General features: G+C 72.9%; 13 protein-coding genes. All 13 read right to left on the bottom strand.

The window, feature by feature from the left end:
* Positions 1-185 (bottom strand): hypothetical protein (locus tag L0B03_RS06010; protein ID WP_250444796.1); only part of this gene is annotated, 185 nt, incomplete at its 3' end.
* A complete protein-coding gene (locus L0B03_RS06005) occupies positions 182-1,765 on the bottom strand; it encodes an anthranilate synthase component I (protein WP_250444794.1) in 1,584 nt (527 codons plus the stop codon). The genes L0B03_RS06010 and L0B03_RS06005, both read right to left, overlap by 4 nt.
* Positions 1,762-2,133 (bottom strand): phosphoribosyl-AMP cyclohydrolase, encoded by a 372-nt coding sequence (gene hisI, locus L0B03_RS06000; protein ID WP_250444798.1) that lies wholly within the window; start codon positions 2,131-2,133, stop codon positions 1,762-1,764. Before hisI ends, L0B03_RS06005 begins: the two co-directional genes overlap by 4 nt.
* A gap of 70 nt (positions 2,134-2,203) precedes the next feature.
* Entirely contained in the window at positions 2,204-4,033 is a 1,830-nt protein-coding gene (locus tag L0B03_RS05995) for an ABC transporter ATP-binding protein (protein WP_250444792.1), read from the bottom strand.
* The gene (locus L0B03_RS05990) at positions 4,030-5,934 is read right to left on the bottom strand and encodes an ABC transporter ATP-binding protein (protein WP_250444790.1); all 1,905 of its coding nucleotides are present in this window, start codon (positions 5,932-5,934) and stop codon (positions 4,030-4,032) included. Before L0B03_RS05990 ends, L0B03_RS05995 begins: the two co-directional genes overlap by 4 nt.
* Positions 5,935-6,038: 104 nt before the next feature.
* The gene (gene hisF / locus L0B03_RS05985; protein WP_250444788.1) at positions 6,039-6,809 is read right to left on the bottom strand and encodes an imidazole glycerol phosphate synthase subunit HisF; all 771 of its coding nucleotides are present in this window, start codon (positions 6,807-6,809) and stop codon (positions 6,039-6,041) included.
* 12 nt (positions 6,810-6,821) lie between these two features.
* Entirely contained in the window at positions 6,822-7,691 is an 870-nt protein-coding gene (locus L0B03_RS19545) for an FKBP-type peptidyl-prolyl cis-trans isomerase (RefSeq protein ID WP_250444786.1), read from the bottom strand.
* Between the two features lie 135 nt (positions 7,692-7,826).
* The gene (gene pafA, locus L0B03_RS05975) at positions 7,827-9,188 is read right to left on the bottom strand and encodes a Pup--protein ligase (protein ID WP_250444784.1); all 1,362 of its coding nucleotides are present in this window, start codon (positions 9,186-9,188) and stop codon (positions 7,827-7,829) included.
* Between the two features lie 3 nt (positions 9,189-9,191).
* Complete coding sequence (prcA, locus tag L0B03_RS05970; protein ID WP_250444782.1) at positions 9,192-9,905, bottom strand: proteasome subunit alpha; 714 nt, start codon at positions 9,903-9,905, stop codon at positions 9,192-9,194.
* A complete protein-coding gene (prcB, locus tag L0B03_RS05965; RefSeq protein WP_250444780.1) occupies positions 9,902-10,732 on the bottom strand; it encodes a proteasome subunit beta in 831 nt (276 codons plus the stop codon). The genes prcA and prcB overlap by 4 nt, the downstream gene beginning before the upstream one ends.
* A gap of 6 nt (positions 10,733-10,738) precedes the next feature.
* The gene (locus L0B03_RS05960; protein ID WP_250444778.1) at positions 10,739-10,933 is read right to left on the bottom strand and encodes a ubiquitin-like protein Pup; all 195 of its coding nucleotides are present in this window, start codon (positions 10,931-10,933) and stop codon (positions 10,739-10,741) included.
* A 71-nt stretch (positions 10,934-11,004) separates the two neighbouring features.
* Entirely contained in the window at positions 11,005-12,675 is a 1,671-nt protein-coding gene (gene dop / locus L0B03_RS05955; RefSeq protein WP_250444775.1) for a depupylase/deamidase Dop, read from the bottom strand.
* Between the two features lie 56 nt (positions 12,676-12,731).
* Complete coding sequence (gene arc / locus L0B03_RS05950; RefSeq protein WP_250444773.1) at positions 12,732-14,378, bottom strand: proteasome ATPase; 1,647 nt, start codon at positions 14,376-14,378, stop codon at positions 12,732-12,734.
* Positions 14,379-14,524 lie beyond the last annotated feature (146 nt).

Here is a 14,524-nt window from a genome sequence, read left to right as displayed (position 1 = left end):
AGCAGCACGAGGCCTGCGGCGGTGACGCCGGGCGCGGCCACCGACCCAGGCACTGCCAGGGCGACCTCGGCCTCGACGGCGCTCGTGGTGACGGCACCCACCCAGGCCACCGAACCCGCGATCGCCGTCGACGCCCCCAGCACCAGCCCGAGGAGGACGGCGCGGCGGCGCGGCAGCCAGATCATGGGGTTCGCCGTAGTCGAGCAGCGACCTGCACGGCACGCACCGCTGCTGCGGCCTTGTTGCGGGACTCGGCGTACTCGAGGGCCTCGACCGAGTCGGCGACGATCCCGCCACCGGCCTGCACGCTCGCGCGCCCGTCCCGGATGAGCGCGGTGCGGATGGCGATGGCCATGTCCATGTCCCCCGCGAAGTCGAAGTAGCCGACGGTCCCGCCGTAGATCCCCCGGCGGGCGGGCTCGAGCTCGTCGATGAGGGCGATGGCCCGCGGCTTGGGAGCGCCCGAGAGCGTCCCCGCGGGGAAGGTCGCGACGAGGGCCTGGAGTGCGGTCGCACCCTCACGCAGACGGCCGACGACGGTCGAGCAGATGTGCATGATGTGGCTGAACCTCTTGACCGCCATCAGCTCGACGACCTCGACGCTGGTCGGTACGCAGACCTTGACCAGGTCGTTGCGGGAGAGGTCGACGAGCATGATGTGCTCGGCCCGCTCCTTGGGGTCCTCGAGCAGCTCCTCGGCCAGCTCGGCGTCCTCCTCGGGGGTCGTCCCGCGGGGCCGGGACCCGGCGATCGGGTACGTGACGACCCGCCCGCCCGTCACCTTCACGAGGGTCTCGGGGCTCGAGCCGACGACGGCGAAGTCCTGGCCCGAGGCGTCCTGGAGCTGGAAGTAGTACATGTACGGGCTCGGGTTGATCGTGCGGAGCACGCGGTACACGTCGAGGGGCTCGGCCGGGCAGTCCAGGTCGAGACGCTGGGAGAGGACCACCTGGAAGACCTCGCCCTCGCGGATCGCCTCCTTGCCCTGGCGCACGGCCGCCTCGAACTCGGCCCGCGTGCTGCGGAACTCGAGCTCGGGCTCGGGGATGTCCACGAGCACCCCGGTGCCGGCGGGCGTGGGATGACCGAGGGCCACCTGCATGGCGTCCAGCCGTGCGACGGCGTCCGCGTGCGCCTCGTCGACGCGCTCGTCGGTGTCGTCGAAGTTGATCGCGTTGGCGATGAGCCAGACCGAGCCGTCGACGTGGTCCACCACGGCGAGGTCCGTCGCGAGGCAGAGCGTGAGCTCAGGCACACCGAGCTCCTCGGGGGCCAGCGCGGGCAGGGTGGGCTCCCAGTGCCGCACGACGTCCCACCCGAGGGCTCCGACGAGACCCCCGGTCAACGGCGGCAGCCCGCGCAGGGCCGGGGTACGCAGCGCGTCCAGGGTCGCCTCGAGCACCTCGAGCACGTCGCCACCCTGCGGGACGCCCACAGGGACGTCGCCGGTCCACCTCGCCTGCCCGTCCTCGACCGTCAGGGTCGCGCGTGACCGGACCCCGACGAAGGAGTAGCGCGACCACGTGCCGTCGACCTCGGCAGACTCGAGCACGAAGGTCCCAGGCCGGCCACCGGCGAGCGTGCGGTAGAGCCCGACGGGGGTGACGTCGTCGGCGAGCAACCTGCGCACCACGGGGACCACACGGCGGTCGCGCGCCAGCTCGCGGAACGTGCCGAGGGTGGGCCAGGTGGTCCCCCACGGGACCTCGACGAGGGGGTCGGTCCCCGGCGCGGCCTGACCGGCGGCGGGCGTGGGCTCGATCATGCCGACGCCTCCGCCGCCACGGTGGCGCCGAGGTCGCCCCCGGCCTCGAAGCAGCTACGGGTCCCGGTGTGGCAGGCGACCCCCACCTGGTCGACGCTCACCAGGACGGCGTCGCCGTCGCAGTCGAGGGCGACCGACCGCACGTGCTGCACGTGCCCCGAGGTGTCCCCCTTGCGCCAGTACTCCTGTCGGGACCGGCTCCAGAAGGTCACCCGGCCGGTGGTCAAGGTGCGGTGCAGCGCCTCGTCGTCCATCCAGCCGACCATGAGGACCTCGCGCGTGTCGTGCTGCTGCACGACGGCGCACACGAGACCCGCAGGGTCGCGGCTCAACCGGTCCGCGACGGCCGGGTCGAGGGCGCTCGGCACGCGCAGGTCGCGGGAGGGGCTGTCGTCGGGGGCGGAGTTCTCAGGCACCTGACGATCCTGCCACGGGTGCCTACCTGGTCTGCGCGAGCCAGGCCGCGTGCATCCCCGCGTAGTGCCCCCCGGCCGCGACGAGCTCGGCGTGCGGACCGACCTCGACGACCTCCCCCGCCTCGACGACCACCACCACGTCGGCGGCCTCGGCGGTCGAGAGCCGGTGCGCGATGGTCAGCGTCCCGCGACCGGCGGTCAGCTGGTCCAGTGCTCGCGCGATCCGGACCTCGGTCGCCGGGTCGACGGCGCTCGTCGCCTCGTCGAGCACGAGGTAGTCGGCCCCGGCGAGATGGGCGCGGGCGAGGGCGACCAGCTGGCGCTCCCCCGCCGAGAGCCGCTCCCCGCGCTGCCCGACGTGGGTCCGCAACCCCGAGGGCAGGTCGCCGAGCCAGTCGGAGAGCCCGAGCTCGTCGAAGGCGCGCTGCACGGCGGCGTCGCGCTCGGTCGCGTCCTCGGCGGCCCAGGTCCCCGCCACCCCCCGGCCGCCGTAGGCGACGTTCTCGGCCAGGGTGCCCTCGAAGAGGAAGCCCTCCTGCGGGACGAGGACGACCCGCTCCCGCAGGTTCGCCAGCGGCACGTCACGCAGGTCGACCCCGTCGAGCAGGACGGTGCCCTCGGCCGGGTCCACGAGGCGCGTGACGAGCTTGGCGAGGGTCGTCTTGCCCGACCCCGTGGCCCCCACCACGGCAACCTTGGCCCGAGCAGGGAGCAGGAGGTCGACGCCGTGCAGGACGCGCGGACCGTCGGGGTAGGAGAAGGCGACCCCCCGCAGCTCGACCTCGGCGGGGCCACGGGGTGTGGTGCGCCCCTGCTCCCCCGCGTCGTGCACGTCGACCTCGGTGTCGATCACGCCGATCACGCGCCGCCACCCCGCCAGGGCGTTCTGCAGCTCGTTGAGGATCTCGGTGGCCATCTGGACCGGCCCGGTGAAGAGCTGCACCAGGAACAGGAAGGCGAGGACCCGACCGACGCTGAGCGTACCGTCGATGCCCAGGAAGGTGCCGACCACGACCACCGCGCTCAGCACGAGGTTGGCGACCAGCACACCGCTCGAGAAGACGAGCGCGACACGGACCTGAGCCTTGACCATCGCGTCGCGGGTGGCCCGGACGGCGCGGTCGATCCGCCGCTGCGTCCGTTCTCCCACGCCGTAGGCCTTGATGGTCTCGGCACCGACGACCGACTCCGAGACCGCACCCAGCATCGCGCCGACCCGCTGCCGCACGGCTGCGTACGCGATGCTCACCCGGCGTTGCGCGGGGCGCAGGATCAGCAGGAGCGGGAGGAAGCAGAGCCACACGACCAGCGTCAGCTGCCACGAGTACACGAGCATCAGGATCGTCGCGACGCCGATCTGCAGCACCGAGACGAGCAGCATGATGCCGCCCCACTGCACGAACAGCGAGATCGTGTCGACGTCGCTCGTCACCCGCGAGACGAGGCTGCCTCGGCGCTCGGTGCTCTGGGTGAGCACCGAGAGGTCGTGCACGTGGCGGAAGGCCCGGGTGCGCAGGGTCGCCAGACCCGCCTCGCTGCTGCGGAAGAGCCGGACGTTGACGAGGGCCGAGGCAGCCCCCGCGATGAGCAGGGCGACCGCGGCGAGCGACACCAGCACGACGACCCGCGAGGTCTGCGGCCCGCCGTCGGCGAGGATCGCGGTGTCGATGGTCTGCTGGACGGCGATCGGCACGACCACGCGCCCGCTGGCGGCCACGACCGCGAGGAGCACGGTGATGACCAGCCCGTCGCGGAGCTGCGGCGAGATCGCCAGCCCCCGGCGCAGGGTCGCCCCGGCTCCGAGACTGCTGGTGCCTTCGAGGCGCACGCCCTCGGGTGCGGTGCTGCTCATCGCTTCCCCCCCTGCGTCGCGCTGCTGGCGTGCGTCGCGATCTCGGCCTCACGGCGGGCCGTCTCGTCCTGGTACGCCGTCGCGAGGGCCCGGTAGCCGGGGTCCCGCGCGAGGAGGTCCTCGTGCGCCCCCCGGTCGACCACGCGTCCGGCATGCAGGTGGACGACCTCGTCGGCGAGGATCACCGAGGACATCCGGTAGGCCACCATCAGGACGGTGGGGCCCTGCCCGCCGTGGCGGAGACCAGCGAGGATCTCCTGCTCGATGCCGGGGTCGACCGCCGAGGTCGCGTCGTCGAGGACGAGCAGGCGTGGCTGGCGCACCAGAGCCCGGGCGATCGCGATGCGTTGGCGCTGGCCGCCCGAGAGGTTCGCCCCCCGCTCACCGAGCGGCGCGTCGAGCCCGCCGGGCAGGGCCTGGACGACCTGGTCGACCCGGGCCAGCCGCAGCGCCTCCCACACCGCCTCGTCGGTGGGCGCCGTCGGGTCGTCCTCGTCGGCCAGGGTGACGTTCGCCCGGACGGTGTCCTCGAAGAGGAAGGTCTGCTGGGCGACGAGAGCGACCTGAGAGGTCAGGTCCTGGTCGCGCACCTCGCGCAGGTCGAGGCCGTCGAGCAGGACCGTGCCACGGGTCGGGTCCTGCAGGCGGCTGAGCAGCCCGACGAGGGTCGTCTTGCCCGCCCCGGTCACACCGACGAGCGCCACGGTGCGGCCGGGACGCAGCTCGAGGTCGATCTCGTCGAGGAGGGTCTGCGGTCCGTCCTGCCCCGGCACCGTCAGGCCGACGTCCTCGAGGCGGACGTGCAGCCCTCGGTCCGTGGGGTCGAGGGCGCGGGCGCCCACCGAGAGTGCCCCGCGCGCGTCCAGGACCCGGGAGATCCGGTCGTAGCCGACGAGGCCCCGGGGGAGCTCGCCCAGCACCCAGCCGAAGGCGCGCACGGGCACGGCCATGAGGGTCAGGAGGTACGCGGCCGAGACGATCTCACCCGTGTCGACCGCCCCGCTCGCGGCCCGGCTCGCACCGACCAGCAGCACCATCAGGGTGCCCAGGCTGGGGAGCAGGTCGATCACGGGGTCGAAGACCGCCCGGACCTTGCCCACGCGGACGTTGGCGGCGCGCAGCGCGTCGGCGCGCTCGGCGAAGCGTGCCTCCTCGCGGGCCTCGGTCCCGAGGGACTTGACCAGCAGGGCCGCCTCGAAGCTCTCGTGAGCCACGTCCGAGACCTCGGCCCGCAGCTGCTGGGCACGCGTGATCGCCGGGGACATGTAGCGCTGGAACACGAGGTTGGCGAGGACGGCGATCGGCAGCACCACCAGGGCGGTCACGGCGAGCCACACGTCGACGCTGAAGAGGGCGACGGCCGCCACGACGATCATCACGACGACACCGAGGGCGAAGGGCAGGGGGTTGAACACACCGGTGGCGGCCTCGACGTCGGCGTTGGCGTTGGAGAGCAGCTGGCCGGTGGGGTGGGCCCGGTGCCAGGACATCGGCAGGCGGAGGTACTGCCGCGTCACGGCTCGCCGGTGGCCCGCCTGCAGGTCGGAGACGCCGATCCCGGCGAAGATGCGGCGCCCCGCGACCGAGATGCCCAGGGCTACCGCGACGCCGAGCAGGGCGAGCCCCGCGAGCCACACGGCACCGGTGCCGTCGAGGTCACCGGCGACGCCGGGGACCACGACGCGGTCGGTGACCGCCCCCAGCACCTGGCTGACCGCGACGGTGAGGGCGCCGAAGATGCCCGAGGTGACGATGGCCAGGGTGTAGGTGCGCGGCTGGGCCGCGAGCCCCCGGACGACGAGCTGGAAGGACCGCCGCGCGACCCCGCCCGTGAGGGCGGCGCGAGGACCGTCGTCGGACGGCCCTACGGGTGGTTCGGGCCTGACCGGGCGCGCGCGCACGAGGACGTCCTTCCATCGAGGGGATGCTCCGAGCATCTCACGCGGCTCCGACATCCACGTGCCGAGGGCGCGCAGGCTGACGGCGACCCCCCGGGGGAGAGAACTCAGCGGACGGGGATCCCCGCGTCCCGCAGGTGCTGCTTGACGTCGGCCACGGTCATCACCCCGAAGTGGAAGACGCTCGCGGCGAGCAGCGCGTCGGCCCCGGCCCGCGCGGCCGCGACGAAGTGCTCGGGCGTGCCGGCACCGCCGCTCGCGATCAGCGGGACGGCCACGGCCTCCCGGACGGCGGCGAGCATCTCGAGGTCGAAGCCCGCGGTGGTGCCGTCGGCGTCCATCGAGTTGAGCAGCACCTCACCGGCACCGAGCTCGACCGCCTGGCGCGCCCACGCGACCGCGTCGATCCCCGTGCCTCGACGGCCGCCGTGGGTCGTGACCTCGTAGCCCGAGGGGGTCGGCGGGCCGTCCACGACCCGTCGTGCGTCGACCGAGAGCACCAGGACCTGGCTGCCGAAGCGCTGAGCGATCTCCTGGACCAGCTCGGGGCGAGCGATCGCCGCGGTGTTGACCCCGACCTTGTCGGCCCCGGCACGGAGCAGCCGGTCGACGTCCTCGGTCGACCGGACACCACCGCCGACCGTGAGCGGGACGAAGACCTCCTCGGCCGTGCGTCCGACCACGTCGTAGGTCGTCTGACGGTCCCCCGAGGAGGCCGAGACGTCGAGGAAGGTGATCTCGTCGGCGCCCTCGGCGTCATATCGTCGTGCGAGCTCGACGGGGTCGCCCGCGTCCCGCAGGTCGGCGAAGTTGACGCCCTTGACCACGCGGCCGGCGTCGACGTCGAGACAGGGGATCACCCGGACTGCCACGGCCATGCTGGGCCTCCTCTAGGAGCTCGGGCCGCCGGTGGCGGCCAGGATGTCCACGACGAAGACGAGGGTCTCCTCGGAGAGCTCGGTCTCGTCGCCGCCGTAGCCCATCGCGGGCGGGGCCACGAGCAGTACCTGGCTGCCGACCGTCTGCTCGACGAGGCCCTCGTCCCACGCCGCGATGACCGAGCCGACGCCGATCGGGAAGGTCGCGGGGAGCTTGCCGGGGGCCCAGGTGGTGTCGAAGACCGCACCGTCCGACCACGCCACGCCGGTGTACTGGACGGTCACGACCTGACCGGGGGCGACCTGGTCGCCGCTGCCACGCTGGAGGGGCTGCACCACCAGGTCACCGGGCGGCTCGACGTCGGGGATGGTGATCGAGGGCTCGCCCGTCCCGGCCAGCTCGACCGTCGGGAGACCCTCACGGGCCTCCACCTGCTCGCCCTCGGCGCGGGTCGGCAGCAGGTCGAAGACGGCGACGGTCGGCGGGGTGCTCGCATCCCCGGGGACCATGTGCAGGATCCGCGACCCGACGGTCCGGCCCTCGAGGGCCTCGTAGATGTCGACGCCGAGCGCGTCCGGGGACAGCAGGTACGGCTTGGGGTCGCTCGAGAAGGTCTCACCCAGCACCGTCCCCTCGGCGCCGTCCTCGGCGTAGAAGTTCACCAGGACGGGCTCACCCTCGACCACGGCGGGGCCCTGCCCCTCCCAGACGACCTCGGTCATGGCCTCCTCGATCACGAGGGGCATCTCATAGGCGAGCTCGGGGACCTCACCGGACTCCCCGGTCACGACGACGTCCACGCTCGGCTCGCTCTCCGAGGCGCACGCACCGAGCACGACGACCATGAGCACGGTGGCAAGAGCTCCAGCCCGACGACGCACACGGCTCCTCTCGACGCGCCCCTCCGGGCGCTGCGGTGACGGCAGACCTCTGGTCTGCGCAGCGACCACTGTACGGTCTCGTGAGCCGGCCGGCCGCCGCGGCCGGAGCACCGTCACGACCGCGTCACGCGTCGGTCACATCGACTCGAGCAGGCGGTCCACGCGCTCGTCGACGCTGCGGAACGGGTCCTTGCAGAGCACGGTGCGCTGGGCCTGGTCGTTGAGCTTGAGGTGCACCCAGTCGACCGTGTAGTCGCGGCGGGCCTCCTGGGCACGGCGGACGAAGTCCCCCCGCAGCTTGGCCCGGGTGGTCTGGGGCGGGACCGCCGTCGCCTCGAAGACCTCGAGGTCGGAGACCACCCGGTCGACCATGCCCCGTGCCGCGAGCAGGTTGTAGAGCCCCTCGGTACGGGAGATGTCGTGGTACGCCAGGTCGAGCCGCGCGACCCGCGGGTCGTCCAGCTCGAGACCGTGCTTGGCCTGATAGCGCTCGATGAGGCGCAGCTTGATGACCCAGTCCAGCTCTCGGTCGACCAGGGAGAGGTCACCCGAGCGCACCGCGTGCAGGCCCCGCTCCCACAGCTCGAGCACCTGCTTGATCACGGGGGTCTGCTCGACGTGGTCGGCCACGAAGGCCTGGACCCGCGCCAGCAGCTCGTCCTGGATGTCGAGGGCGGTCGCCGTGCGACCGTTGGCGAGCTGCACCGGCGCGGTGCCGCTCCGGTCGTGGCTGATCTCGCGGATCGCCCGCATGGGGTTCTCGAGGGAGATCTCCCGCATCGGCACCCCGGCCTCGACCATCCTCAGCAGCAGGTCGGTCGCCCCCACCTTGAGCACGGTGGTGGGCTCGGCCATCGAGGAGTCGCCCACGATGACGTGCAGGCGGCGGTAGGCCTCGGCGTCGGCGTGGGGCTCGTCGCGCGTGTTGATGATCGGGCGGGACCGGGTGGTCGCGCTCGAGACCGACTCCCAGATGTGGTCGGCCCGCTGCGACAGGCAGTAGGTCGCCCCTCGCGGGGTGGGCAGCACCTTGCCCGCACCGGTCAGGACCTGCCGGGTGATCAGGAAGGGCACCAGGACGTCGGCGAGCCGCCCGAAGTCCCCCTGGCGCCGGACCAGGTAGTTCTCGTGGCAGCCGTAGGAGTTGCCGGCCGAGTCGGTGTTGTTCTTGAACAGGTGGATCCGGCCCGGGACCCCCTCGTGCTCGAGGCGCTCCTGCGCGTCGGCGACGAGTCCTTCTAGCACCCGCTCGCCGCCGCGGTCGTGGGCGACGAGGTCGTACACGTCGTCGCACTCCGCGGTCGCGTACTCGGGGTGGGAGCCGACGTCGAGGTAGAGCCGCGAGCCGTTGCGCAGGAAGACGTTCGAGGACCGCCCCCAGGCGACCACCTTGCGGAAGAGGTAGCGCGCGACCTCGTCGGCCGAGAGGCCTCGTCCCTGGTCGACCGCGCAGGTGACCCCGTACTCGGTCTCGAGGCCGAAGATCCGACGGTCCACGGGTCAGACCCGCTCGTCGGGCGGCGAGCCCTCGAGAAGCTCGGCGAGGGCAGGGGCCCCCAGACGCCGGAAGGCACGGCGCGGCCGGTGCCGGTCCAGCACCGCGACCTCGAGCTGCCCCGGGTCGAGCGGTCGCGGGTCGCCCTCGGCCTGGGTGCCGAGCACGTCGACGGCCAGACGCACCACGCCCGCCAGGTCCAGCCCGGGCTGCCACCCGGCCGAGAGGCGGTCGGCCAGCACCTCGGCCTGGCCCCCCATGACGACGTGGTCGCGCTCGTCGGCGACCGAGCCGTCGTAGGACAGGCGGTAGATCTGGTCCGCCTCGGGCGTCGCGCCCACCTCGGCGACCACGAGCTCGACCTCGAGGGGCTTGGACTCCGTGGTGAAGACGGTGCCGAGGGTCTGGGCGTAGGCGTTGGCCAGCCCGCGGGCGTTGACGTCCGACCGGTCGTAGGAGTAGCCCCGGAGGTCCGCGTACCGCACCCCGGCGACCCGGAGGTTCTCGAACTCGTTGTACTTGCCGACCGCCGCGAAGGCGATGCGGTCGTAGATCTCGGAGATCTTGTGCAGGGCCCGCGACGGGTTCTCGGTCGCGAAGGCGATGCCGTCCGCGTAGGCCAGCACCACCACCGAACGGCCCCGCGCGATGCCCTTGCGGGCGTAGTCCGCCCGGTCCTTCATCAGCTGCTCTGGTGAGACGTAGAAGGGCATGCTCATCGTGTTTCCCCTCCCCCCGCCTCGGTGGCTCGGCGGACGCCCTCGACCTCGGCGTGCGCAGCCGCCAGTGCTGCGTCCTCGACGCGGTGGTACCCGCGGGCCGTGACCGTCGCGACCACGGGCCAGATGCGGCGGGTGGAGTCCGGGCCACCGGTCGCGGAGTCGTCGTCGGCGGCGTCGACCAGGGCGTGCACCGCGGTGCGCACGGCGTCGTGCTCGGCCATCCCGGCCCACCAGAGCTTCTTGAGCGAGCCCCGGGCGAAGACGGCCCCGGACCCGACGGCGTGGAAGTCGGTCTCCTCGTACCGCCCACCGGTGACGTCGTAGGAGAAGATGCGCCCCACCTCGCGGCTCAGGTCGTAGCCGCCGAAGAGCGGCACCACCGCGAGGCCCTGCATCGCCAGGCCCAGGCTGCCGCGGATCATGGTGGCGAGCCGGTTCGCCTTGCCGTCGAGGGACAGCAGGCTGCCCTCGATCTTCTCGTAGTGCTCGAGCTCGAGCTGGAACAGCCGTACGAGCTCGAGGGCGAGACCGGCCGTCCCCGCGATGCCCACGGCCGAGTACTCGTCCGCCGGGAAGACCTTCTCGATGTGCCGGCTCGCGATCATCGACCCGGCGGTCGCCCGTCGGTCCCCCGCGAGCACGACGCCGCCGTCGAAGGCGAGGGCGACGATCGTCGTGGCGCTCGGGGAGGCCGGCACCTCGCCCGCGGGCAGCGGTCGTCCCGGGGGCAGCAGTGACGGGTCGTGCCGGGCGAGGAAGTCCAGGAAGGACGAGGTGCCCGGCGTGGTGAAGGTCTCAGGGAGCCTGCCGTGGTCGGGGCGCATCGGCACTCACTGCCCGCCCTTCTGCACGAACCCGCGCACGAAGGACTCGGCGTTGGACTCGAGCACCTCGTCGATCTCCTCGAGCAGGGAGTCGACCTCGGCGTCCCGGGCCTGGGCCGCCGGAGCGGTGGGGACGGGCTCGGGCTGGTCGGCCGGCTCCTCGTCCTCACGACGGTGCTGGCGCTGGTCCTGACCGGCCATGGTGCCCTCCCGGTGCTGCGTCGATCCTGCCACCGGCACCGACGGGTGCCGTCCTTGACGATCCTAGGCGTTCAGCCCGCGCCGAGGCGCTCGACCAGCGCTGCCGCGTCCTCGCACTCCTCGAGCAGGACGCCCACGTGCTCGCGGGTACCGCGCCACGGGTCCCGCAGCGGGATCCGGCGCAACGACGGCAAGGAGGGCACGTCCAGCACGACCGAGTCCCAGCTCGCGGCCCGCACGGCCGCGCCGAACCTCCGGACGACCGTGCCGCGGAAGTAGGCGCGGGTGTCGGCCGGTGGCTCGTGGACCGCGCGGGCGACCTCCTCGTCGTCGGTCAGCCGCTCGACGGCTCCCGCCGCGGCGAGCCGGTGGTAGAGGCCTCGCTCGGGTCGCAGGTCCGACCACTGGATGTCCATCGCGGCGAGCCTCGGGTGGTCCCACGCGAGGTGGTCCCGCGTCCGCATCCCCTCGAGCAGACGCAGCTTGGCGACCCACTCGACCTCGCGCGCGCAGCTGCGGGGGTCGGAGCCCAGCCGCTCGAGCACCGAGTCCCAGCGGTCCAGGACGGCCTGCGTCTCGGCATCGGGGCTGTCGCCCATCGCCGCGCGGACCGCCTCGAGGTACCCGCGCTGGATCTCCAGAGCCGTCATCCGACGTCCGTCGGCCAGGTCCAGGGGCCGCGACAGGGTCAGGTCCCGGCTCACCGTCCGCACCGCACCGACCGGGTCGGCCAGCCGCAGGGCCCGCAAGGGCTCAAGCACCGCGGGACGCTCGCGCCCGGTCTCGATCAGCCACAGGACGAGCGAGGTGGTCCCGAGCCGCAGCCAGGTCGCGACCTCGAGGAGCGTGGCGTCCCCGAGGATCAGGTGCAGCCTGCGCCAGCGCACGCGGTCGGCGTGCGGCTCGTCCCGGGTGTTGACGATGGGGCGCCGCAGAGTCGTCTCGAGCCCGACCTCGGCCTCGACGTAGTCGGCCCGCTGGCTGATCTGGAACCCGGCGTCACGGCCGGTCTGCCCGAGGCCCACCCGCCCCGCCCCGGCGAACACCTGCCTGGTCACGAGGAACGGCACGAGGCTGCGCACGAGCTCCTCGAAGGGGACCTGGCGGTCGACGAGGTAGTTCTCGTGCATGCCGTACGAGGCGCCCTTGCCGTCGACGTTGTTCTTGTACAGCACGACATCCGGCATCGCCGGGTTCTGCGCGAGCAGCCGGACCGAGCGCAGGGCGACCTGCTCCCCCGCCTTGTCCCAGACCACCGCCGCGCGCGGGGAGGTCACCTCGGGCGAGGAGTACTCGGGGTGGGCGTGGTCGACGTACAGACGGGCCCCGTTGGTCAGGACGGTGGTCGCGGCACCGGGGTCCTCGTACTCGTCGGTCGCGGGGCGACGCACCGCGGTGCCTGCGAGCTCGGCCGGCACCGCGGTCTCGGGACCGCCGGCGTCGGGACCGGCTGCGGCCGGGCGCGAGGGGTCGTCGGTGAGCATCGACGGGTGGGCCGAGGCACGGTCCAGGCGGAAGCCCCGCGCGTCGGCGAGCGGGTCCTCGTCCTCGTAGTCCCACCGGGGGTGCCGCACGGCGGGCCCGGTCGCCCCGGCCGAGGCCCCGGCGCGCTCCCCCTCGGGGCCGAGCGCCGCGTAGGCCGCCACGACATGGCTCGAGAGCAGCATCGGGTTGGCTCCCGGACGCCCCGGCTCGACCAGTCCGAACTCGGTCTCGATCCCCATCACCCGGCGCACGCTCACCGGACCAGGCTAGTGCCGCGGTCGGACACCCGCGGTGCGGGCCCGCGGGGCGCAGGTCAGAGGTACTGGCCGGTCGGGCTCATCGTCTCGATCGTGCGGCCGCTCTCGGTACCGCCCTTGCCCTGCACGATCGTCCGGATGAACACGATCCGCTCACCCTTCTTGCCCGAGATCCGTGCCCAGTCGTCCGGGTTGGTGGTGTTCGGCAGGTCCTCGTTCTCCTTGAACTCGTCGACGCACGCGCTCAGCAGGTGGTCCACCCGGATGCCGCGGCCGCCGGTCGCGAGGAGTTCCTTGATCGCGGTCTTCTTGGCGCGGTCGACGACGTTCTGGATCATCGCCCCCGAGCTGAAGTCCTTGAAGTAGAGGACCTCCTTGTCCCCCGACGCGTAGGTGACCTCGAGGAACTCGTTCTCGGCGGACTCGGCGTACATCCGCTCGACCACGCTCTGGATCATGCCCTCGACGGTCACCTCGGGGTCCCCGCCGTGCTCGGCGAGGTCGTCGGCGTGCAGCGGCAGGTCCGAGGTCAGGTACTTGGCGAAGATCTCGCGCGCGGCCTCGGCGTCGGGCCGTTCGATCTTGATCTTGACGTCCAGGCGGCCGGGACGCAGGATCGCCGGGTCGATCATGTCCTCACGGTTCGAGGCGCCGATGACGATCACGTTGTCGAGCCGCTCGACGCCGTCGATCTCGCTGAGCAGTTGCGGCACGATCGTCGTCTCGACGTCGCTCGAGACCCCGGTGCCCCGGGTGCGGAACAGCGACTCCATCTCGTCGAAGAAGACGACGACCGGGTTGCCCTGCGAGGCCTTCTCCCGGGCCCGCGCGAAGATCAGGCGGATGTGACGCTCGGTCTCCCCGACGTACTTGTTGAGCAGCTCAGGGCCCTTGACGTTGAGGAAGTAGCTCTTCGCCGCGGTGCCGTCGACCCCCGTCCCGCCCCGGGTCTCGGCGAGGGAGCGTGCGACCGCCTTGGCGATCAGCGTCTTGCCGCACCCGGGCGGCCCGTAGAGGAGCACGCCCTTGGGGGGACGCAGCCCGTGCTCGCGGAAGAGCTCGGGGTGCAGGAACGGCAGCTCGACCGCGTCGCGGATCAGGTCGATCTGGGACCCGAGACCGCCGATGTCCGCGTAGTCGATGTCCGGGACCTCCTCGAGGACCAGCTCCTCGACCTCGGAGCGAGGGATCCGCTCGAAGACGAACCCGGTCCTGGTCTCGGCCGTCAGCGCGTCGCCGATCCGCACGGGCTCGTCCAGGACCGACCCGGCGAGCCGGACCACCCGCTCCTCGTCGGCCCGCCCGACCACCAGGGCACGGTCGTCACCCAGGAGCTCCTTGACCGTGACGATCTCCCCGACGTTCTCGTAGCGACCGGCCTCGACCACGGCGAACGCCTCGTTGAGGCGCACCTCCTGGCCCGGGCGCAGGGCGTCGACGTCGACCCCGGGTACGGCCTGGACGTGCATCTTGCGCCCCGAGGAGATGATCTCGACGGTGCCGTCCTGGCGCGCCTCGAGGAAGGTCGCGAAGGTCGCGGGCGGGCGCCCGAGCTCGTCCAGCTGACCCTGCAGCTCGACGATCCGGTCCCGCGCCTGCCGCAGCGCCTCGGCGAGGCGCTCGTTCTTGGCCGCGAGGGCGGCCGTCTCGCGGGCGCCGTCGAGCGAGCGTCGCGGCGCGTCGTGGTCCTCGGGATGGGTCATGGAACCTCCTGGGCCGACGGGGCGACGTCCGGTCCCGGGCCGGGCCCGGGCGTCGACCACGAGCCTAGGCGCGGGTGGGCGTGGTGTCAGTCCAGGTCGTCGGGCGTGGCGTGGTCCTCGACGGCCCGACCTGCCTGCTCGGCCTG

Source organism: Actinotalea sp. C106 (assembly GCF_023630195.1).
Classification (GTDB): Bacteria; Actinomycetota; Actinomycetes; order Actinomycetales; family Cellulomonadaceae; genus Actinotalea.
The sequence above is the reverse complement of the archived record's forward strand: the minus strand, read 5'-3'. Positions and strand labels throughout refer to the sequence as shown.